Below are 18268 nucleotides of genomic sequence, written 5' to 3'. Positions count from 1 at the left end.
ATGGAGCACTACAAGAGGTGGAGGCGGGAATGACAGAGGAGATCGTAGCGCAGCTAACGGAGCAGAGAAAGCTCGTGGAGCGGGTGGAGCAGGAGCTTGCTCCCGCAGTCGCCGCCGTAGTCGATCTGCTGGTGGAGGCGTTCCGCAGGGGGAAGAAGCTCCTGGTGATGGGAAACGGTGGGTCCGCCGCCGACGCCCAGCACTTCGCCGCCGAGATCGTCGGCCGCTTCAAGCTGGAGCGCCGCGGCCTGCCGGCCATTGCCCTTACCACCGACACCTCCATCCTCACCGCCATCGGCAACGATTACGGCTTTGACCGCATCTTCTCCCGCCAGGTGGAGGCTCTTGCCGAGGAGGGGGACGTCGTCTTCGGGATCTCCACCAGCGGCAACTCCGTCAACGTCGGCCTCGCTTTCGAGGAGGCGAAGGAGCGCGGCTGCCGCACCGTCGCCTTTCTCGGGCGCGACGGCGGGTCGCTGAAAGGGGTCGCCGAACTTCCGGTCGTGGTACCGAGCAACAACACCCCACGCATCCAGGAAACCCACATCACCCTCATTCATATCATCTGCGATCTGGTGGAGCGCACCCTCTTCGCCCCGCCGGCCTGACGTATCGCCACATAAGGCACCTTGCAGCTGAAAAAGCTAAAATTCAAGACCTGACCCCGGGGTCAGGTCTTGAATCTTGGTGTTTTTGCAGTGCTGCCGCCGCAAGAAATAGAGCAGGGGAGATCATGGGGAAGCACAGGGCGGTGTTCCTGGACAGGGACGGCACCATTAACATCGAGCGGGAGTATCTGAGCCGGGTGGAGGACTTCCAGCTGGTGCCGGGTGTCCCTCTCGCGCTGAAACGGCTGCAGGAGGCGGGGTTTCTCCTCGTGGTGGTGACGAATCAGTCGGGGATCGGACGCGGCTTCTACACGGAGGGGGATCTGGAGCGCCTGCACCAGCACATGGTGCATGAACTGGAGAGCTACGGCGCGAAGATCTCGGCGTGCTACTTCTGCCCGCACCACCCGGAGCACGGCACCGGTGCATACCGCACGGAGTGCGACTGCAGGAAGCCCCTGCCCGGGATGCTTCTGCAGGCCTCCCGCGACCTGGACATCGACCTTCCCCGCTCCTACATGGTCGGCGACAAGGTAGCAGACGTCGAGGCGGGGCTGAAGGCCGGCTGCGCTCCGATGCTCGTCCTGACCGGCTATGGGGAGAAGGAGGTGGCGAAGCTTCCTGAGGGGGTCCCGGTCTATCAGGACCTTCTGGCCGCCGCCGACGCGATACTCGCGGCGGAAGGGGTGTAGTAGCGAGACCTTACTCTTCCTCGTCCTCTTCGGTAAAGTCGAGATGGCGGGGGTGCTTGCAGAGGCAGCCGTAGGCGAAGGACATCCCGTACTTGCACTCCTCCTCGCCGTTCAGGCAGTGGGACACCAGCGGCTCTTTCTTGAGCCAGCTCGCCTCTATCTTCCCGGTCCTGCACTTTCTTACGTCGGGCTCTTCCTCATTGGGGGGTATGGCCTCATGCATGTCTCTCTCCCGATCGGTGATTGTGAAAGAGTCAGCTGCCATCTCTGGGCGGGACGTGCCAATGCACCACTCCTCATGCCATTTCAACTATTCATCACCCGAAGTCTCTTCCTCTTCCCTCTTTTCCGTATCCTCTGCCTTCCCGGGCGTCTCAGGAGCGTCGTCTTCCCCGAAGCGGTACTCGTACCCTTCCGCCTTGTGCTGCTCTCCCCTGCAGACCGGAAGCGCCATGGCGCCGGTCGCAAGAGGAACGCACCGGCCTTCGGTCGGGGCTTTTGGCGGCGCGACACTCATGAGGTCGTCGTCGGCGCTGCGGACGGTGTGCGATTTTTTTTGCGCCATGCCTGCCTCCAAAGATTTGGCACTCGCTAATTCTACCGGTCCGCTCAGGCAATGCAAGTTGCTGAATGATGAAAGGAATGGGGTGAGCCTATATCTCCCGCACGGTCCCCGCCTCACCCTCCTGCTGCAGCGCCTCCAGTTCATCCTCAAGTGTCCCGATCAGTTCCCCCAACTGATCCAGGAAGCCGGCAGGGGCCGCCGGGAGTGCGCGCAGAGCAGCCTCCAGACGCTTCGCTGCCGATAGTCCCGCCTTTACCGGGGCTCGCGGATCCGGCTCGTCGCGCAGCGCCGACACTTCCTTGAACTTCTTCAGCACGGTAGGGTGGCTGCGCTCCTCCTCGAGGACGCTCTTTCTGAGCTCCCCGTACTCCTCATCGGAGAACCCCTTTTCCTCCTTTGCCTGGCGCAGGAGATCGACGGAGCGGTAATCCGGGAGAGGCTTCAGCGGCTGCTCCGTGCGAAGGGCGTGCGGCTCCTCCTTCTCCATGAAACGATACGCCATGGTGAGCTTCTCGGCGGTTCCCCTCTTGATGCGTATCTCCTGGACGCAGTATTCCTCGAAGCTCGAGTACCCCCACTCGCGGAAGCGGCCGCCTGCGCTTACCTCGAGGAGCTTCTCCCCCAGTTCCACCCACGAAGACTTGAAGCGCTTCGCCTTGTCCAGCACGTCGTAGCGGTCGCTCCCGGGCTGGAGCTGCGCCATGATATGGTCTATATGCCGCTCACCTGTCGATTTCGGCGTGTCCGTCATAGGTCACCTTTTTCCTTGTGCAGTCTGGCTTCTCCGGCGTCGCGACGCTCCGTGCACTTACTTTTCCTCTTCTTCCCGAAAAGGGTAGAATGGGGGAGTACGAGGCATGGAGCGCGACGCGTAAAGGAGAAGGAAGTTATCAGAACGGGCGGCCGTTTTGAAGTCTTTTTCCTTTGGTTTGGGAATGGTTCGCGATATTATCTCACGCGCTTCGCGTGCCGCCGGCACCGAACTAGTAGCGCACAGGAGGAGAGATGGAACAGCGTCTGACAGATATGGAAATCCTCATAATGCACCATGAGCGCACCATAGAGCAGTTGCATGAAGTCGTGGCACAGCAGCAGGGGCGTATAGATCGCCTGAGCGCCGAGCTCAGGTTCATCAAGGAGCAGCTCAAGGGGCTTGTGTTCTCGCAGAACAGGACACCGGCCGAAGAGGAGCCGCCTCCGCATTATTGACCTCGCCGCGGCTGAGGGCCTCCAAGCGGCAGCTGCAGGGCATGCTGAACAGGAGGAGGCTGCAGCCGCGTGAAGAGGGGATCGATGGTTCCACCCTCCAGCGACGGGGGGCAGGTTCGGCAGGTAGTGAACTTGGAGATGAGGAGCGGACATGGCAGTTGCGCCGGGGCGGTATCGCCACTACAAGGGGAATTACTACGAGGTGATAGGGACGGCGCGGCACAGCGAGACGGAGGAGCCGTTCGTGGTGTACCGCCCTCTGTACGGTGAGGGCGCGCTCTGGATCCGGCCGGAGGCGATGTTTTGCGAGACGGTTCTTTTCGAGGGGAAGGAAATCCCCCGCTTTTCACTCTGCACGGCGGACTGAATGATCAAGGTGTGCCGCAGGCGAGCCGGACCCCTTTCTCTCGTCTCCTCGGCATCTTCTTCGGTCCCTCCTTCATATCCGCGATACCGCAGATCTTCAACACCACACAATCCAGGAACTTGGAGGTGGAGATCAGCCACCAGGGGGCGTCCTGCTCGGAAGGGTGCTGTCCGAGATGGGTCGGAATGCCGGTGACCCCTTTGCCGGTACGGTGCGTGTGGCTGACGCAGCGTTTTATCTCGCAGCCGGCGCATTGCGGCCCCTCGCCGCAGCCGTTATCCTCTTCCTGCTTCTCGCACCCAAAAACCTTTCCGCATTCCACCCCTTCAATCTGTGCGAGTTCCTTTTGCAGCAGTGCGCACGCGAGTCGATTCGCCGTCATGACGACCCCTTCGCCGCTCACCAGTGCCACCGGTGAATCTATCTGGTCGACATACTCCTTCAGTAACCATGGGGAATCCTTCAGTACCCTGCTGGCGCACGGGAGGCAGATGCCGTACGATGTTCCCCCCTTGCAACCAGCCCGCGACGCTTTCAGCTTGTTCCCGCACCAGGCGCAGACCAGTATCATGATGTACCTCGCGTAAGTTCATCCCCCGCCGAAGCCTCGGCGACCGCCGGACCGTTCACAGCTACGAGCCTATAGGAAGCGGAATCCGTATCGGTCCCGCTGACTTACGCACCTCCTTCCCCGGTCATCTCTCCGTCCCAATCCTCCTCCGACTTGCTCCGCCACACTCTCAAGCGAAGCCCTCGAATGTCTCTGAATGATGGATCTCTGTACTTATGTGAGGGCAATTATAGCACTGCCGCAGAAAATGGCTACGTACCTCCTCTTTTTTCTCTCAGTCGCTTATGCCAATGACAGTTGAAGCAGAACTTTTGCCAGTGCGATATGTGAAATAAATCTAATCTGACAAGCTTAATTTTTACTCAGAGTGCTCTTGCACGCTGCTGATTGGATGATACAGTGAGACGGTTCAAAATAGCAGGTGAAATACTTTTTTACCTTTCCTGTGGTGTAAGGCCGCTGGATGTGTGGAAACGATTGATATACCGTTCCAAAACATAACATCTGCTCCACTATGGAACACTTTCGCCGTTCCTTTTCAGAACTTTGGCGCCGGCTGGCACAAAGTACGTTCTTTCAGACTCAGTTGCAACAAACCGAAAATGCGAGACTTTTCTCCCTATGAAGGCAAAAAAATTAGAGGTGCGCCATTTTGGTATGGCGCTTGCGTATGCGTAAAAAACCGTTTTAAGAAAGTGTATGCACAATCCGGTGCTTTCCATGTTATGAGTGCGTGGGGCTGTCCTGTATCACAGAGTGTGTGAATGGACGTGAATTAACCATTTAAAAGGGGGAGAAAAGAAATGACTTTAGCCGTGTTGATTGCAATCAGCTTGATGTGGTGGACGGTAGGTGGGTTTTTCCTGGGCAAGGGTGACGCCAGGTCAACCGGTGCAATTTGCGGCCTGGTAGGTCTCGTGACGGTAGGGGGGGGCTTCGTCGAGTCGATCGGCGGGAACAACTTCGGCGCCGGGCTCCTCTTCGCTCACGGCCTGCTCTATCTTTCCGTCAGCCATGCGCTGCTGGCCGGGGTTGAAGACCTTCGCTCCGTCGGCAACGTAAGCCTCACGGTCATGGTGATCTCCGCCATCTACTGCTTCCTGTGGGCTACCGGCGGTCCGGTTCTTGCCGACGGCAAGCAGCTCGTGGCCAAAACCCCCTACCTCGCCTTCTGCGCTGCCGGTTACACCGTGCTGACCGCTGAGGTGTGGCTGAATGCCTACGGGAAATTCCCGGCAAAGGCGCTCGCGTACTCCCTCATCGTGTGGGCGGTCGTGGGCCTCTGGGTTCCGTCCTTCATGCTCCTCGCCGCAGGGAAGCTCCCCTTCTAGTCGGGGCGCAAATCTGAAACGAAAAAAAGCTTACCCTGCACCGGGGGTAAGCTTTTTTTTTATGCGCACTACTCCGCTTTCTCAGGCAAAGTCCCTGGCGTCTATGACCTTGCCGCTCATCTGCCCCTCCAGGCTTGCCCGGTAGGCAAGCGCTACCCGCTCTGCCGGCATCCCCAGCGAAGAATCCATCCCCAGCGCTTCCAGAGTTTCCTTCACCCATGGCGGGCTGACCGCGTTTATCCGCAGCTTGCGCGGCATTTCCAGCGCCGCGGCACGCACAAATGCCTCGATCCCTGCATTGACCATGCTGATCGAAGCGCTCCCCGGCATCGGCCGCTGGCTTAAGACCCCGCTTGTCAAGGTGAAGGAGCCGCCTTCCCGTACATTGCCTAATCCAAGTCGCACTAGGTTGACCTGCCCCATGAGCTTGTTGGTGAGTCCCAGCTGAAAGTCCTCATCCGAGAGCTCCACGATGCGGTCGAACTTTGCCAGTCCGGCAGCACAGATCAGTCCGTCAAAGGGGCCTATATCCTGAAAGAGCCTCTCGATGGAGCTCTTGTGGGTCAAGTCGACCTGGAAGTCTCCACGCCTGAGCCCTACCCGCGCCAGGTCGTGAAGGGGAGAGAGCAGTCGCACCACCGCCTTTCCGATGGTGCCGGTTGCTCCGATAACTATTACTTTCATAGTGCCACCTCCCGTGATCGATACACCTACTGTAAATTGTATCTCTCCGGCGGCCGGCTCCCCGATCTACACCCCGGTTTTGTTCCGGTGCGGAATCCCCAGCGTCGACAGACCTTCCCGCAGGTCGTCCAGCGCCCCTTCGAGGAGTGTCTTCAGTTCCGCTTCATCCTTCCCGACGGTGGTGAGGGTGATGTCGAGCTCCTGGAACTCTCCCGGCGCGGTGGCAAGGGACTTTATGTACACCCGCGGGTGGGCTTTCGTCACTCGGCTCAGCACCGGTTCCATGAGGGACTCGTCGTTGCAGCGCACGGCGATGGTATGCAGGACGGAGACGCCGCGGCTGAACGCTTTCTGCATGAACGGGTTGAGGGAGGTGTTGAAGATCCCCCGCAGTTCCGGAGGGACGCCGGGAAGGCTTATGATGGCGCACCGGTCGAGTTCGAGAAGAACCCCTGGGGCGGTGCCGACCGGGTTGTGCAGCGGCAGGGCGCCGGCGGGAAGCCACGCCATCTTTTCCCGCGCAGGATTCAGTCCCCCCTGGGCGAGGATCCCCTGCGCCTGGAACTCGTCGTAGCGGTCCTTCACCATCTGCAGTGCGGTGCGGTCGAGCTCGAGGGGAACCCCTGCGCCGGCGGCGACTGCGGCGAGGGTGAGGTCGTCGGCTGTCGGGCCGAGGCCCCCGGAGGTGATGATGATACCCGCCCCGCGCGTCAGCGCCGCGGCGATCTCTTCGGCGATGACCTCGTGGACGTCACGAAGGATCGTCACCCGGGAGACGACCCCGCCGAAGTTGTTGATCTCCTTGCACAGCCAGTTCGTGTTGGTGTCCTGGATCTCTCCGATCAGGATCTCGTTTCCGATGATGAAAAGCTCTACAGCCGGGCCGGACATGACGCCTCCTCTCATTGCAGATTCACTTCACTGGTTCTCTTCTTCCTTTTTTCCAGCCTCTTGCAGCGTGTCCCCTTCCACTACCATCTGCTTTCTCTGGTACATGTCGGAATACTTGAAACCTCCGCCGATGGTGGCGGGAGAGCACACGTTATCCGCGGAGTTCGCGTTCACGAGGCACACGGAGCAGGTGACGGTGGGGTTGTCGGTGAGACTCTCCACCTCCTCGTACTTTCCCTTGTTATGCAGAGCGCATATATGCTGGTCATGCCGGGCAGGATCGCAGCATGTCCTGTTCTCCCCCATGTGCATCATCCTCCTGTGAAGGTACGGTGGTTCTCTTCCCCTCTTACCTTATCCCTTCCGGCATTTATGAACAAGATGCCTCTGAAGCTGCACGTGGTGCGGCTTCACATCTGCTACCGCTCTTTGTCGCTGTCGGTGCAGCTGCAACAGCCGCAGCCGAGTCCGCGGGCCTTTTGCAACGCCTCTTTTCCCTCGCTGTAGGCGAGGTAGCCGATGGCAAGGGCCCCGAGAGAGTCGAGGCTCCCGATGCCGGTGAGTTCATAGCCGAGACTGGCAGCAAGGAGGACGAGCGACAGGTAGAGGCAAGCCTTGGAGCAGGCGGCGTCGGCAAGGAGTGCGGCAGAGCCGAGCGCGTGACCGATCCTCGTCTTGAAGTGAATGAGAAACCACATGAAGGACATGGACAGGCACGATATGATGATGCCCCACACGGTCGTTTGCGGCTTGTGCTGAAGGGAGAAGTTTACCGCGGCGGTGAGGAGAAGGGCGCCGGCAAGGATGTGGAAGCACCACCCCGTGATCCTGAGGGCGGCGCGCTCGAACTCGTCGCGCGTCTCACCCTCGTTCATCCTGATGCGGCGCAGCATGTGCCAGACCCCTATGGCGGAGACGACTTCGATAAAGGAATCGACTCCGAAGCCGAAGAGGGAAAGGGTTTCGTCGGAGGCTCCGAACCAGACGGATGCCACACCTTCGATGATGTTGTAAAAGATGGTGAAGAGGGCGAGGAGGTTGGCCTGCCGGTACAGCTTTTCCACTGGGGCGTCTTGCATGGTACTCCTTTCGGTTATGTGCAGCTGCAAAAAAAAACCGCAGTAACTATACCCGAAGCCGGTCTGCGCTGTCCACCAGCGCCTGTCCGCTTTTCTTTATTCTTTCGCGAGCTTCATATTGTGCGGCGGTTGTGGTACATATAGTGGTTTGCATGGCCATCCGGTTGGTCCGCATCACCCTGCAACGTCGTCTCACGGAGGGAATCATGTCAAACAGCTCCTGCAACTGGAGCCTGAAAAAATGGTGCTGGGGGATCTTGCCGCTCATCCCGCTCCTGTTCCTCTGTGAGCGCTACCTGGACGTGCCGCTGGCCCTCCTGGTGCAGGAGGTGCTGTACGGCGACTCCGGGTGGGCGCGGCACACCTCGCACCTGCCGGACCTGCTGTTGCCTCTGGTCGTTGTCGTCACCGCCGTCACCTTTCCGGTGTACCTGATCCGACGGCGGCACGGGGTGCACGACAGGCTGAACCTCCTGCTGCAGGTCGTGGCCTGGACGACGCCGTGCTCCTACCTCCTGAAGGGGACGCTGAAGCATATCTTCGGGCGGATCAACACCCGTGAGTGGCTGCGGCATCCGGAGATGTACGGTTTTCACTGGCTGCGCGGGGGGGAGGGGTTCGAGGGGTTCCCCTCCGGGCACATGCTGGTCCTCGTGGCGCTCGCGGCGGCGTTGTGGCGTTTCTATCCACGCCACCGCCAGGCGAACGTGATCGTCATGACCCTTCTCGCCGCAGCGCTCATCGCCACAAACTACCATTTCCTCAGCGACGTCATTGCCGGCGCGTACCTTGCGGTGGGGCTGGAAGGGGTGCTTTTCAAGGTGATCGTATCCTCCCAGGAGGAGCCCGGCCTCTGCCGGGAAGGGTGACGCTTCAGGAGGCGGGGAGACTTTTCCCTTGCAAAACGTCCCAAAATCCCATATAGTCCAAAAACCAAAAAACGCTGGAAATTTAAACGCTTAAACCAGAACCTATGTAACGCGCGGGGTCCCTTTTGCTGAGCTTTTTCCTTCCGAAGGGGAGGGGACGGCGGGGGGAGATCAGGAGGGAGTCCCGCAGAAGATAACGGATGGAAAGGGTTTAGCCGCACCCGGTTAAGCCCTTTTTCTTTGAGAAAGGTCAGGGAGGACGTATGTTGAAAAGAGCAGTATCGGCAGGGGACACCGTTGAGTCGCAGTGCACACGATGCAAGTCGCTGTTGAACCACACCGTGGTCGCCATGGTGGATGGGCGGGTGGTCCGTGTCAAGTGCAACACCTGCGGCAGCGAGCATAACCATCGTGAAGTGAAAGAGCCGAAGGCTCCCGTCCAGAAGAGCGTGAAGGCGGCTGCAGCGCCGAAGACTCCCCGTGCGAAGGCGGCGAAGGCTCCGGTAATTTCCGACGAGGAAGTTTGGGAGGAACTGATCCGCCCGCTCGATCCGGATCTGGCGGTCCCCTACAGCATGGACGGGCGTTTCCGCCCCAACACCCTGCTGTCGCACCCGTCCTTCGGGATTGGCGTCGTGTCGTCGAGCCAGTCCGGCAAGATCGAAGTCGTCTTCAAGGCGGGGCGCAAGCTGCTGCGCTGTGCGGCGTAGATTCTCTGTTGATTAAAAATTAAAAAGGGCACCCTCGGAATGGGGTGCCCTTTTCTTGTTTAAGCTCCCAACTCGTTCCCAAGGTCACCTTGGGAACGCACCTTGAGTGCGAAGCTGAAGCTTCGCATCCGCGTCAGCGGAGGAGCGCGGCCTTGGCGAGGCGGAGCCTCGCGGGCAAGAGCGTTCCCAAGCCGGAGCTTGGGAACGAGGTCCCCGAGGCCGCTGACCGTGTGGCTTTGTAAAGGGCGTCCATGTAGGCCGGGATAAGCCGCCAGGCGTTCCCGGCAGTCCACCACAGACGCAGCCCCGCGGCAGCGCATGCCGGAAACGCTATCGCTTATTCCGGCCTACATGTGCCAGCGCGATGCGATAGAAGTTGCTAGCGCCGAACCCCATCCCCCTCCTGTCCTCCCCCTTGAAAGGGGAGGGACGTGCTGCCCTCGGAATTTTACCGCCCCTTCTTGATCCTGAACCCTGCCTTCTCCCAGCGCGTCTGCTCGCTCTCCTTCTCCTGGCGCTTCGGCTGCGGAGGTGCCGACTTCGCCGGTTCCGGCTGCGTCGCCTTCATGGAGAGAGCAATCCTCTTCCGCTCCGGATCAGCGGAAAGGACCTTCACTTGCACGATCTGCCCCACCTTTACCACCTGGTTCGGATCCTTCTGGTAGCGGTGCGAAAGCTCGCTTATGTGCACGAGTCCGTCCTGGTGCACGCCGATGTCCACGAAGGCGCCGAAAGCGGCGACGTTCGTCACCACACCCTGCAGGATCATCCCCGCCTTCAGGTCGGCGATGGTGGTGACGTCTTCGCGGAAGGTCGCGCTCTGGAACTGCTCCCTCGGATCGCGCCCCGGTTTCTTGAGCTCCTGCAGAATGTCGTTCAGCGTCGGAAGCCCGACCGTCTCCGACACATACCGCTCGATCTTTATCTTCGCCACCAGGGAGGGATCGGCGATGATCTCGGCGACACTCTTCCCGAGGTCGGCAGCCATCTGCTCCACCACGGCATAGTTTTCCGGGTGGACCGCACTGTTGTCGAGAGGGTTTGCGCCCCCCCTGATGCGCAGGAAGCCGGCTGCCTGCTCGAACGCCTTGGCGCCGAAGCGCGGCACCTTCAGAAGCGCCTGGCGCGACGGGAAGGCGCCGTTCTCGTCGCGGTAGCGCACGATGGCGCGCCCCTGGCTCTCGCTCACACCCGCCACGTAGGAAAGGAGTGCCCACGACGCGCTGTTCAGATCGACCCCAACGAAGTTGACGCACGACTCGACGACGGCGTCGAGCGACTTCTTCAGGGCCGTCTGGTTCACGTCGTGCTGGTACTGCCCCACGCCGATACTCTTGGGATCGATCTTCACGAGTTCCGCGAGCGGGTCCTGCAGCCGCCGCCCGATGGAGATCGCGCCGCGGACGGTGAGGTCGAGCTCGGGGAACTCCTCGCGGGCGATGTCGGAGGCGGAGTAGATACTTGCGCCGGCCTCGTTCACCATGATGCTTTGCGCCTTCACCCCCGCGTTGCGCAGCGCCTCGCGCACGAAGACCTCCGTCTCCCTCCCGCCGGTGCCGTTGCCGATGGCGATCAGGTGCAGGTCGTTGCGCGTCACCATGGCGAGGAAATCGTCAGCTGCATCCCGCGCTTTCCCGCCGCCTGTGTGCGGATAGATGGTGCAGTGCTCCAAAAAGCGCCCCGTCTCGTCAAGTGCTGCAAGCTTGCACCCTGTCCTTAGCCCCGGGTCGACCCCGAGCACCCGCCTCTGACCCGCGGGGGGCTGCAGGAGAAGGTGCTTCAGGTTCTGGGCGAAGACTGCGATCGCCCCTTCGTCGGCCCGGTTTTTCGCCTCGAGGCGCAGCTCCACTTCGATCGACGGCGCGATGAGCCGCTTGTAGGCATCAGCAGCTGCCTTTTCCAGGACTTCGGAAAAGATGCTTTTACCCTTCACGAGGCGGGCCTTCAGGTGGGCGAGGATCGTCTCCTCCGGCGCCCGCAGCACGAGACGCAGCACCTCTTCCTTCTCGCCGCGCCGCATGGCGAGCATGCGGTGGGAAGGAACGGAGCTTATCGCCTCGCTGTACTCGTAGTACATCTTGAATTTCCCTTCCGGGTCCTTCTCCTGGTTCAGGATGCTCGCCTCGAAGATTCCCTCTTCCCAGGTCTCGCGGCGCACGTATCCCCTGGCATCGGCGTCCTCGCTCAGACGCTCGGCGAGGATGTGTGAGGCCCCTTCCAGTGCGGCAGCAGCGTCCGCCACGCCGAGCTCCGGATTGATGAAGGGGGCTGCAGCCTCCTCGGGGGTCCCGACCGTAATCAGCTGGGCGGCGATGAGGTCCGCCAGCGGCTCCAGCCCGCGTTCCTTCGCGATTGTCGCCTTTGTGCGCCTCTTTGGCTTGTACGGAAGATAAAGGTCCTCGAGCTCGGTCTTTTTGCGGCACGACTCGATCCGCGCCCTGAGCGCATCATCAAGTTTTCCCTGCTCTTCGATACTCTTCAGGACGGTCAGCTTGCGCTCTTCCAGCTCACGGTGGTAGGCGAGGAGCTCCTCGATGGTGCGGATCTGCACCTCGTCGAGCTCCCCGGTCTGCTCCTTGCGGTAGCGGGCGATGAAGGGCACCGTGCCCCCTTCATCCAGAAGCTGCACCGTATTTTCCACCCTGGCGCGGGAAAGGCCTGTCTCCTCCACGATCAGGGAAAGTATCAGTCGGTTGTTCTTCTCTTCCATGTGCTGCTCTCCTTGCTTCAGTAAAAAAGTTTGTTTCGGCTCGGTGACCGGGGGCCCCGGAAGTCGACTCTGCGGTACAGGCAAATCCCCCTCTCCCCCCTTCGCAAAGGTTCATCCGGGAATTCCGGGAAGTGAGCCCGGTCGCTTCCGTTGACGTGAGGGGACACTAGTGGCGCCGCGCTGGAGTACAGGCTTCCCAGCCTGTACCGCGGCGCCAGCCGCGCGGTCTGTGGCGGCTGCGCCGCCATCGCAGGCAAGATGCCTACGCTCCAGCGTAGGGGCACCCGGATTCTTTGTAACGCGTTCCCCAGAATTCCCGGATAAATGTTCGCAAAGGGGGGAACGTGAGGCCTCGTGCAGTGCTTTGTGGCAAAGGGGGCGCGAGGTCTCGTGCAGCGGTTTGCTCTCCCGGACCAGCCGAAAAAAAGACCCTACTGAATACACGCTTTGCCGGCGGTGGGCAAGCTATTTTGGACCGGCGTCGGCAGTTCTTGACCCCTCGGCGCGAATGGGATATTCTGGGCCGATTTCACATGAGAAGCTGGGATTTTGCGCGCTCATGCGGGGGGACGGCAACGGCTTCGAGTCGCTGCTGCCATCCCATCCATTCTCATGGAGGCGTCTGTAGTAGGCCGGGATAAGCCGCAGGTGTTCCCGGCATCGGCGCCCGCCGATGATCCGCAGCAGATACTGCCGGAAACGCTCCGCTTATTCCGGCCTACATTGCATCACACTCAAGCTTTCAGAAAGAGGCAGCCATGTCACGTCCCAGCTGGGATGAGTACTTCATAGAGATTACCCGCTTGGTGGCAAAACGCTCCACCTGCCTGCGGCGCCAGGTCGGTGCCGTGGTGGTAAAGGACAAGAACATCCTCGCCACCGGGTACAACGGTTCCCCCTCCGGCACCGCGCACTGCCTTGATGTCGGCTGCCTGCGGGAACAGCTGCAGATCCCCTCCGGCGAGCGGCACGAGCTTTGCCGCGGCCTGCACGCGGAGCAGAATGCCATCATCCAGGCGGCGAAGCACGGCACCTCCATCGACGGCGCGACGCTCTACTGCACGACGATGCCGTGCATCATCTGCTCGAAGATGATCATCAACGCCGGCATCAAGCGCGTCGTCTATCTCGAGGGGTACCCGGATCAGCTGGCCGAGCAGATGGTCGGGCAGTCCGGCGTGGTCGTCGAGAAGTTCGGGGAGGAGGCGTCATGAAGTGCCCCTTCTGCGGCTTTGCCGACAGCAAGGTCGTCGACTCCCGCCCCGACAAGGGTGGCGCGACGATCCGGCGCAGGCGCGAGTGCGAATCGTGCGGCAAGCGCTTCACCACCCACGAGCGTGTGGAGGAGGTGCTGCCGCTGGTAACGAAAAGAGACGGGCGCCGCGAGCCGTTCGACCGGATGAAGCTCATCGCGGGGATCCAGAAAGCGTGCGAGAAACGCCCGGTCTCGGTCGACACCATCGAGAAGCTGGTGGATCGGCTGGAGACGCGGCTGCAGGAAAGCGGCGAGAAGGAGGTCCCCACCACCACCCTCGGTGAGTGGATCATGTCCGATCTGCACGGCATCGACCAGGTCGCCTACGTCCGCTTCGCCTCCGTGTACCGCTCCTTCAAGGACATCAACGAGTTCATGAGCGAGCTGCAGGACCTTTTGAAGAAGTAACGACAAGAGAAGCTGGGAGAGCGGATGCCCCGCTTCCGCCGCGCCGCGGCCTGTACCCTTTCCCAAACGTCCCCTCCCTTTCAAGGGGAGGGGACGTTTGGGGATGGGGTTACGCTCCATCAGCAAGGAAGCCGATGCACCGATTCCACGAAAAGATGATGCGCAGGGCGCTGGCGCTGGCACGGCGCGGCCTCGGTCGCACCTCCCCCAATCCTGCGGTGGGATGCGTCATCGTCAAAGATGGCGAGATCGTCGGGCGCGGCTACCACAAGAAAGCCGGCACCCCGCATGCGGAAGTGCACGCTCTTGCCGACGCGGGGGCGCTCGCCGAGGGTGCCGACGTCTACGTGACCCTTGAGCCGTGCGCCCACTACGGAAAGACCCCGCCCTGCGCAAAGGCGCTGGTGGAGGCGAGGGTGGCCCGGGTTTTTGTGGCGGTGGTCGACCCAAATCCGCTGGTCGGCGGGAAGGGAATCGCGATCCTGCGCGAGGCGGGGATCGAGGTGGAGACCGGCATCCTCGAGGAGGAGTGCCGGGAGATCAACGAGCCGTTCTTCAAGTGGATCGCGACGGGACTTCCTTTCGTCATCCTGAAGAGCGCCCTCACCCTCGACGGCAAGAGCGCCACGGCCTCCGGCGACTCCAAGTGGGTCACCTCCGCCGCTGCCCGGCAGCGGGTACACCGCCTGCGCGGTCAGGTGGACGGCATCATGGTCGGCGTCGGGACCGCGCTGAAGGACGATCCGCTTCTCACCTGCCGTGCGCCGGGGGGGAAGGATCCGATCAGGATCGTCGTCGATTCGAGCCTTCGCCTGCCGCTGCATGCCGCCGTTTTCAATCCGCACTCCAAAGCCCCCACCGTTGTCGCTACCTGCTGCGGGGATCCCGTGCGGGTAGAGGCACTTCTCGCTCACGGTGCGGAGGTGATCTGCTGCAGCGAGAGGGACGGGCGGGTCGATCTGTTAGACCTCTGGGCGCACCTCGGCAAGCGCGGCATCCAGTCGATACTGCTCGAAGGGGGCGCTTCTCTTGCCGCCGAGGCTCTCCGTCTCGGGCTCATCGACAAGTTCCAGATCTATCTCGCTCCGAAGCTCGTTGGCGGCGAGGGGCTCGGACTCTTTTCCGGCGCAGGGGTGCCGCTCATGGCGGATGCCTATCCCCTGGAGCGGGTGACGGTGGAGCGGGTCGGAGTGGATCTCCTGGTGCAGGGGTATCCGAAGAAGGGGTGAGCCGGGTAAAGGCTGCCGGGAACGCCTCCGGCTTATCCCGGCCTACATGGCTGCAATCGCTGTAACACCCAAAAGCGGCCCCGGGTCCCCTCCCTTTCAAGGGGAGGGACAGGGTGGGGATGGGGTTTAGCCTCCCGCCGCCATGCCGACACAAACGAGGCATTCAATGTTTACTGGTCTTATCGAAGAAGTAGGCACCGTCGTCTCCCTTGAGCGAAAGGGGGCATCCGCGAGCCTTACCGTCAAGAGCTCCCTTCCTCCTGCCGAGGTTTCCATCGGCGCCTCCATCGCCGTGAACGGCGCCTGTCTTACCGTCGTCCGCCTGGGAGGTGGCACCGTCACCTTCGACGTCTCTCCCGAAACTATCGACAGCACGGCCTTCAGGCACCTGAAGTCCGGCTCGCCGGTCAACCTCGAGCGGGCGCTGCGCCTTTCGGACCGGCTGGACGGGCACCTCGTCTCCGGGCATGTCGACTGCGTCGCCACCATCACCGAGCGTCGCGAGGTCTCCGGCAACACGGTCTTCTCCTTCCGGGTCCCCCGCGACTGCGCGCGCTACATCGCACCCAAAGGTTCCGTTGCCATCGATGGCATCAGCCTCACCGTGAACGGCGTCGGTCCGGACAGCTTCAGCATCAACGTCATACCGCACACCGCGTCCATGACTACCCTCTCCACGAAGAGGGTGGGGGACGAGGTCAACATCGAGACCGATCTCATCTGCCGCTACCTGGAGCGGTTGCTCGGGAAGGACAAGTCGGAAGGGCTGTCGCTCGAACTGCTTGCAAAAAGCGGCTTCCTGTGAGATACCTCTAGCTTTGTTAAAAAAGGCGCCGCAGCGCCAGCGTCCTTAACGTAAACGAGGGTATAGAGTATGTCTGTATCGCCGATTGAAGAAGTAATCGAGGACATCAAGGCCGGGAAGATGGTCATCCTCGCCGATGACGAAGACCGGGAGAATGAGGGCGATCTCACCATGGCCGCCTCCAAGGTGACGCCGGAAGCGATCAACTTCATGGCGAAATATGGGCGTGGTCTTATCTGTCTGACCATGACCGGCGAGCGCTGCGACAGGCTGAACCTCCCCCCGATGGTCTCCAGCAACACCTCATCCTTCGGGACCGCCTTCACCATCTCTATCGAGGCGAAGAGGGGGGTCACCACCGGCATCTCCGCCGCGGACCGCGCTCATACCATTCTCACCGCTGTCGCCCCCGAGGCACAGGCATCCGATCTGGCCCGCCCCGGCCACATTTTTCCGCTGCGCGCAAAGAACGGCGGGGTGCTGGCGCGCTCCGGGCAGACCGAAGGCTCGGTGGACCTCGCGCGCCTCGCAGGACTTGAGCCGGCAGGTGTGATCTGCGAGATCATGAACGACGACGGCACCATGAGCCGCATGCCGGAGCTGAAGAAGTTCGCCAAGGAGCACGGCATCAAGGTCTGCACCATCGCCGATCTGGTGGCGTATCGCCTGAAGCACGAGTCGCTGGTGCGCCGGTCGGTAGACGTGGCGCTACCGAGCGCCTACGGTTCCTTCAGGGCGATTGCCTTCGAAAACGACGTGGACAGCCTGGAGCACCTCGCGCTGGTGAAGGGTGACATCCGGGGCGACGAGCCGGTTCTTGTCCGGGTCCACTCCGAGTGCCTCACCGGTGACGTTTTCGGCAGCATGCGCTGCGACTGTGCCGACCAGCTGCACGCCGCCATGGAGCAGATAGAGGAAGCCGGATGCGGCGTAGTCCTGTACATGCGCCAGGAAGGGCGCGGCATCGGCCTCATCAACAAGCTCAAGGCGTACGCACTGCAGGATCAGGGGCATGACACCGTGGAGGCGAACATCGCCCTCGGCTTCAAGCCCGACCTGCGCGACTACGGCATCGGCGCCCAGATTCTGGTGAACCTGGGGATCAAGAAGATCCGCCTCATGACCAACAATCCGCGGAAGCTGGTGGGACTGCAGGGGTACGGCATCGACATCGTCGAGCGCGTCGCCATCGAAATGAAGGCCTCCACCTGCAACGCCAAATACCTGAAGACGAAGCGGGAAAAGCTGGGGCACCTGCTGGAGAATATCTAGAAGGGGAGGGGCAAGACCCCATCCCCACCCTGACCCTCCCCTTGAAAGGGAGGGGACGAGTCGTCTGACATATTGCAAGGGGGGCACATGCCTAAATATCTGGAAGGAAAGCTCACCGCCGAAGGGATGAGCTTCGGGATCATCGTGGGGCGCTTCAACAGTTTCATCGGGGAGAGGCTCCTCGAGGGTGCGCTTGACGCCCTCGTGCGCCACGGAGCAGATGATGCCCGCATCACCGTCGCCCGCGTCCCGGGCGCTTTCGAAATACCGATTGCCGCCAAGAAGATGGCTGCAACCGGCAGCTATGACGCCGTCATCTGCCTCGGTGCCGTGATCCGCGGCTCCACACCGCACTTCGACTACGTCGCCTCCGAGGTGGCCAAAGGGATCGCCCACGTCACACTCGACAGCGGCGTGCCGATCAGTTTCGGGGTCCTCACCACGGACACCATCGAGCAGGCGGTCGAACGTGCCGGCACGAAGGCAGGAAACAAAGGATTTGACGCGGCGGTCACCGCTATCGAGACCGTCAACGTCTTGAGGGAGATAAAGTAATTGAGCATTCGTAGAGAAGGCAGAGAGTTGGCGCTGCAGGCACTTTATTCGAAGGACCTGGACCTGCAGGAAGGGGGAGTCGCCCTCAAGCGCATCGCGGAGAGCTTTGCGGAAGGGGAGGAGCCTACCCTGGAGATTCATTCCAAGGCGTACGAGTTCGCAAGCGAGCTGGTGCACGGGGTGATGGCCAACCTGGCTGCCATTGACGCGGTCATTGCGGAGAAGTCGAAGCACTGGAGCATGTCGCGCATGGCGCGCGTCGACCTGAACATCATGCGCCTGGCGGTTTTCGAGCTCATGTTTCGCCCGGACATCCCGAAGAACGTCACGCTGAACGAGGCGATCGAGGTCGCCAAGAAATTCGGCTCCGAGGACTCCCCTGCCTTTGTGAACGGGATCCTCGATGAAGTAGCATCCGGCATTCAGGACAAGGAGTAACGGAGCGGCCGCTCCCCGTT

General features: G+C 61.4%; 23 protein-coding genes. 14 read left to right on the top strand and 9 right to left on the bottom strand.

Features of this window, described 5'->3' with window-relative positions; genetic code table 11:
• Window positions 1-29 precede the first annotated feature (29 nt).
• Together gmhA and gmhB are read left to right on the top strand one after the other, a co-directional pair.
• On the top strand, window positions 30-608 hold the full coding sequence (gene gmhA / locus LPW11_RS03290; protein ID WP_230996705.1) for a D-sedoheptulose 7-phosphate isomerase: 579 nt from the start codon (window positions 30-32) through the stop codon (window positions 606-608).
• Between the two features lie 125 nt (window positions 609-733).
• The gene (gmhB, locus tag LPW11_RS03285; protein ID WP_230996704.1) at window positions 734-1300 is read left to right on the top strand and encodes a D-glycero-beta-D-manno-heptose 1,7-bisphosphate 7-phosphatase; all 567 of its coding nucleotides are present in this window, start codon (window positions 734-736) and stop codon (window positions 1298-1300) included.
• A 10-nt stretch (window positions 1301-1310) separates the two neighbouring features.
• Here gmhB and LPW11_RS03280 read toward each other — a convergent pair whose 3' ends face one another.
• The 3 genes from LPW11_RS03280 to LPW11_RS03270 all read right to left on the bottom strand — a co-directional run bounded on the left by LPW11_RS03280 (window position 1311) and on the right by LPW11_RS03270 (window position 2616).
• The gene (locus tag LPW11_RS03280) at window positions 1311-1523 is read right to left on the bottom strand and encodes a hypothetical protein (protein ID WP_230996703.1); all 213 of its coding nucleotides are present in this window, start codon (window positions 1521-1523) and stop codon (window positions 1311-1313) included.
• A gap of 87 nt (window positions 1524-1610) precedes the next feature.
• Window positions 1611-1865, bottom strand: a complete 255-nt coding sequence (locus LPW11_RS03275; protein ID WP_230996702.1) for a hypothetical protein — start codon at window positions 1863-1865, stop codon at window positions 1611-1613.
• Between the two features lie 88 nt (window positions 1866-1953).
• Window positions 1954-2616 carry a hypothetical protein gene (locus LPW11_RS03270; RefSeq protein WP_230996701.1) on the bottom strand — a complete coding sequence of 221 codons (663 nt, stop codon included), beginning with the start codon at window positions 2614-2616 and terminating at the stop codon, window positions 1954-1956.
• 254 nt (window positions 2617-2870) lie between these two features.
• Between LPW11_RS03270 and LPW11_RS03265 the strand changes: the two genes are divergently transcribed.
• On the top strand, window positions 2871-3074 hold the full coding sequence (locus LPW11_RS03265) for a SlyX family protein (RefSeq protein WP_230996700.1): 204 nt from the start codon (window positions 2871-2873) through the stop codon (window positions 3072-3074).
• Window positions 3075-3225: 151 nt separating this feature from the next.
• The gene (locus tag LPW11_RS03260) at window positions 3226-3441 is read left to right on the top strand and encodes a DUF1653 domain-containing protein (RefSeq protein ID WP_230996699.1); all 216 of its coding nucleotides are present in this window, start codon (window positions 3226-3228) and stop codon (window positions 3439-3441) included.
• A gap of 4 nt (window positions 3442-3445) precedes the next feature.
• Here the strand turns inward: LPW11_RS03260 and LPW11_RS03255 are convergent, their stop codons facing one another.
• Window positions 3446-4012 (bottom strand): hypothetical protein, encoded by a 567-nt coding sequence (locus LPW11_RS03255; RefSeq protein WP_230996698.1) that lies wholly within the window; start codon window positions 4010-4012, stop codon window positions 3446-3448.
• An 803-nt stretch (window positions 4013-4815) separates the two neighbouring features.
• Between LPW11_RS03255 and LPW11_RS03250 the strand changes: the two genes are divergently transcribed.
• On the top strand, window positions 4816-5343 hold the full coding sequence (locus LPW11_RS03250) for an AmiS/UreI family transporter (protein WP_230996697.1): 528 nt from the start codon (window positions 4816-4818) through the stop codon (window positions 5341-5343).
• Window positions 5344-5424: 81 nt separating this feature from the next.
• On the opposite strand, the gene LPW11_RS03245 is transcribed toward LPW11_RS03250, so the two are convergent.
• The 4 genes from LPW11_RS03245 to LPW11_RS03230 all read right to left on the bottom strand — a co-directional run bounded on the left by LPW11_RS03245 (window position 5425) and on the right by LPW11_RS03230 (window position 7997).
• Complete coding sequence (locus tag LPW11_RS03245; protein ID WP_230996696.1) at window positions 5425-6027, bottom strand: short chain dehydrogenase; 603 nt, start codon at window positions 6025-6027, stop codon at window positions 5425-5427.
• A gap of 66 nt (window positions 6028-6093) precedes the next feature.
• Window positions 6094-6918 carry a competence/damage-inducible protein A gene (locus tag LPW11_RS03240; RefSeq protein ID WP_230996695.1) on the bottom strand — a complete coding sequence of 275 codons (825 nt, stop codon included), beginning with the start codon at window positions 6916-6918 and terminating at the stop codon, window positions 6094-6096.
• A gap of 27 nt (window positions 6919-6945) precedes the next feature.
• The gene (locus LPW11_RS03235; RefSeq protein ID WP_230996694.1) at window positions 6946-7224 is read right to left on the bottom strand and encodes a hypothetical protein; all 279 of its coding nucleotides are present in this window, start codon (window positions 7222-7224) and stop codon (window positions 6946-6948) included.
• A gap of 113 nt (window positions 7225-7337) precedes the next feature.
• Window positions 7338-7997: a cation transporter gene (locus LPW11_RS03230; RefSeq protein ID WP_230996693.1), complete on the bottom strand. Its 660-nt coding sequence runs from the start codon at window positions 7995-7997 to the stop codon at window positions 7338-7340.
• Between the two features lie 206 nt (window positions 7998-8203).
• Between LPW11_RS03230 and LPW11_RS03225 the strand changes: the two genes are divergently transcribed.
• A complete protein-coding gene (locus LPW11_RS03225; RefSeq protein WP_230996692.1) occupies window positions 8204-8866 on the top strand; it encodes a phosphatase PAP2 family protein in 663 nt (220 codons plus the stop codon).
• Window positions 8867-9129: 263 nt separating this feature from the next.
• Window positions 9130-9576 (top strand): hypothetical protein, encoded by a 447-nt coding sequence (locus tag LPW11_RS03220; protein WP_230996691.1) that lies wholly within the window; start codon window positions 9130-9132, stop codon window positions 9574-9576.
• A 448-nt stretch (window positions 9577-10024) separates the two neighbouring features.
• Here LPW11_RS03220 and LPW11_RS03215 read toward each other — a convergent pair whose 3' ends face one another.
• A complete protein-coding gene (locus LPW11_RS03215; RefSeq protein ID WP_230996690.1) occupies window positions 10025-12286 on the bottom strand; it encodes a Tex family protein in 2262 nt (753 codons plus the stop codon).
• A 758-nt stretch (window positions 12287-13044) separates the two neighbouring features.
• Here LPW11_RS03215 and LPW11_RS03210 point away from each other — a divergent pair.
• The 7 genes from LPW11_RS03210 (at window position 13045) to nusB (ending at window position 18248) form a co-directional block, all read left to right on the top strand.
• On the top strand, window positions 13045-13500 hold the full coding sequence (locus LPW11_RS03210) for a deoxycytidylate deaminase (RefSeq protein ID WP_230996689.1): 456 nt from the start codon (window positions 13045-13047) through the stop codon (window positions 13498-13500).
• Window positions 13497-13949: a transcriptional regulator NrdR gene (nrdR, locus tag LPW11_RS03205; protein ID WP_230996688.1), complete on the top strand. Its 453-nt coding sequence runs from the start codon at window positions 13497-13499 to the stop codon at window positions 13947-13949. Before LPW11_RS03210 ends, nrdR begins: the two co-directional genes overlap by 4 nt.
• Before the next feature lie 134 nt (window positions 13950-14083).
• Window positions 14084-15178, top strand: coding sequence for a bifunctional diaminohydroxyphosphoribosylaminopyrimidine deaminase/5-amino-6-(5-phosphoribosylamino)uracil reductase RibD (gene ribD / locus LPW11_RS03200; protein ID WP_230996687.1), 1095 nt, complete (start codon window positions 14084-14086; stop codon window positions 15176-15178).
• Window positions 15179-15344: 166 nt separating this feature from the next.
• Window positions 15345-15983 (top strand): riboflavin synthase, encoded by a 639-nt coding sequence (locus LPW11_RS03195; RefSeq protein ID WP_230996686.1) that lies wholly within the window; start codon window positions 15345-15347, stop codon window positions 15981-15983.
• A gap of 69 nt (window positions 15984-16052) precedes the next feature.
• A complete protein-coding gene (locus LPW11_RS03190) occupies window positions 16053-17255 on the top strand; it encodes a bifunctional 3,4-dihydroxy-2-butanone-4-phosphate synthase/GTP cyclohydrolase II (protein ID WP_230996685.1) in 1203 nt (400 codons plus the stop codon).
• An 87-nt stretch (window positions 17256-17342) separates the two neighbouring features.
• Window positions 17343-17810, top strand: a complete 468-nt coding sequence (ribH, locus tag LPW11_RS03185; RefSeq protein ID WP_230996684.1) for a 6,7-dimethyl-8-ribityllumazine synthase — start codon at window positions 17343-17345, stop codon at window positions 17808-17810.
• Window positions 17811-18248 (top strand): transcription antitermination factor NusB, encoded by a 438-nt coding sequence (gene nusB / locus LPW11_RS03180; protein ID WP_230996683.1) that lies wholly within the window; start codon window positions 17811-17813, stop codon window positions 18246-18248.
• The last annotated feature ends 20 nt before the right edge of the window (window positions 18249-18268 follow it).

The organism is Geomonas sp. RF6 (genome assembly GCF_021044625.1).
GTDB lineage: Bacteria > Desulfobacterota > Desulfuromonadia > Geobacterales > Geobacteraceae > RF6.
This window is presented reverse-complemented; position numbering and strand designations above follow the sequence as displayed.

Bases quoted from the DNA above. Each gene is read 5' to 3' on its own strand.
- LPW11_RS03245 (WP_230996696.1), bottom strand. From the start codon at position 6,027: ATGAAAGTAATAGTTATCGGAGCAACCGGCACCATCGGAAAGGCGGTG.
- LPW11_RS03225 (WP_230996692.1), top strand. From the start codon at position 8,204: ATGTCAAACAGCTCCTGCAACTGGAGCCTGAAAAAATGGTGCTGGGGG.
- LPW11_RS03195 (WP_230996686.1), top strand. From the start codon at position 15,345: ATGTTTACTGGTCTTATCGAAGAAGTAGGCACCGTCGTCTCCCTTGAG.
- LPW11_RS03230 (WP_230996693.1), bottom strand. From the start codon at position 7,997: ATGCAAGACGCCCCAGTGGAAAAGCTGTACCGGCAGGCCAACCTCCTC.
- LPW11_RS03265 (WP_230996700.1), top strand. From the start codon at position 2,871: ATGGAACAGCGTCTGACAGATATGGAAATCCTCATAATGCACCATGAG.
- ribD (WP_230996687.1), top strand. From the start codon at position 14,084: ATGCACCGATTCCACGAAAAGATGATGCGCAGGGCGCTGGCGCTGGCA.
- LPW11_RS03275 (WP_230996702.1), bottom strand. From the start codon at position 1,865: ATGGCGCAAAAAAAATCGCACACCGTCCGCAGCGCCGACGACGACCTC.
- LPW11_RS03260 (WP_230996699.1), top strand. From the start codon at position 3,226: ATGGCAGTTGCGCCGGGGCGGTATCGCCACTACAAGGGGAATTACTAC.
- LPW11_RS03190 (WP_230996685.1), top strand. From the start codon at position 16,053: ATGTCTGTATCGCCGATTGAAGAAGTAATCGAGGACATCAAGGCCGGG.
- nrdR (WP_230996688.1), top strand. From the start codon at position 13,497: ATGAAGTGCCCCTTCTGCGGCTTTGCCGACAGCAAGGTCGTCGACTCC.
- LPW11_RS03270 (WP_230996701.1), bottom strand. From the start codon at position 2,616: ATGACGGACACGCCGAAATCGACAGGTGAGCGGCATATAGACCATATC.
- LPW11_RS03255 (WP_230996698.1), bottom strand. From the start codon at position 4,012: ATGATACTGGTCTGCGCCTGGTGCGGGAACAAGCTGAAAGCGTCGCGG.
- LPW11_RS03250 (WP_230996697.1), top strand. From the start codon at position 4,816: ATGACTTTAGCCGTGTTGATTGCAATCAGCTTGATGTGGTGGACGGTA.
- LPW11_RS03235 (WP_230996694.1), bottom strand. From the start codon at position 7,224: ATGGGGGAGAACAGGACATGCTGCGATCCTGCCCGGCATGACCAGCAT.
- gmhB (WP_230996704.1), top strand. From the start codon at position 734: ATGGGGAAGCACAGGGCGGTGTTCCTGGACAGGGACGGCACCATTAAC.
- LPW11_RS03220 (WP_230996691.1), top strand. From the start codon at position 9,130: ATGTTGAAAAGAGCAGTATCGGCAGGGGACACCGTTGAGTCGCAGTGC.
- ribH (WP_230996684.1), top strand. From the start codon at position 17,343: ATGCCTAAATATCTGGAAGGAAAGCTCACCGCCGAAGGGATGAGCTTC.
- LPW11_RS03280 (WP_230996703.1), bottom strand. From the start codon at position 1,523: ATGCATGAGGCCATACCCCCCAATGAGGAAGAGCCCGACGTAAGAAAG.
- LPW11_RS03210 (WP_230996689.1), top strand. From the start codon at position 13,045: ATGTCACGTCCCAGCTGGGATGAGTACTTCATAGAGATTACCCGCTTG.
- gmhA (WP_230996705.1), top strand. From the start codon at position 30: ATGACAGAGGAGATCGTAGCGCAGCTAACGGAGCAGAGAAAGCTCGTG.
- LPW11_RS03240 (WP_230996695.1), bottom strand. From the start codon at position 6,918: ATGTCCGGCCCGGCTGTAGAGCTTTTCATCATCGGAAACGAGATCCTG.
- LPW11_RS03215 (WP_230996690.1), bottom strand. From the start codon at position 12,286: ATGGAAGAGAAGAACAACCGACTGATACTTTCCCTGATCGTGGAGGAG.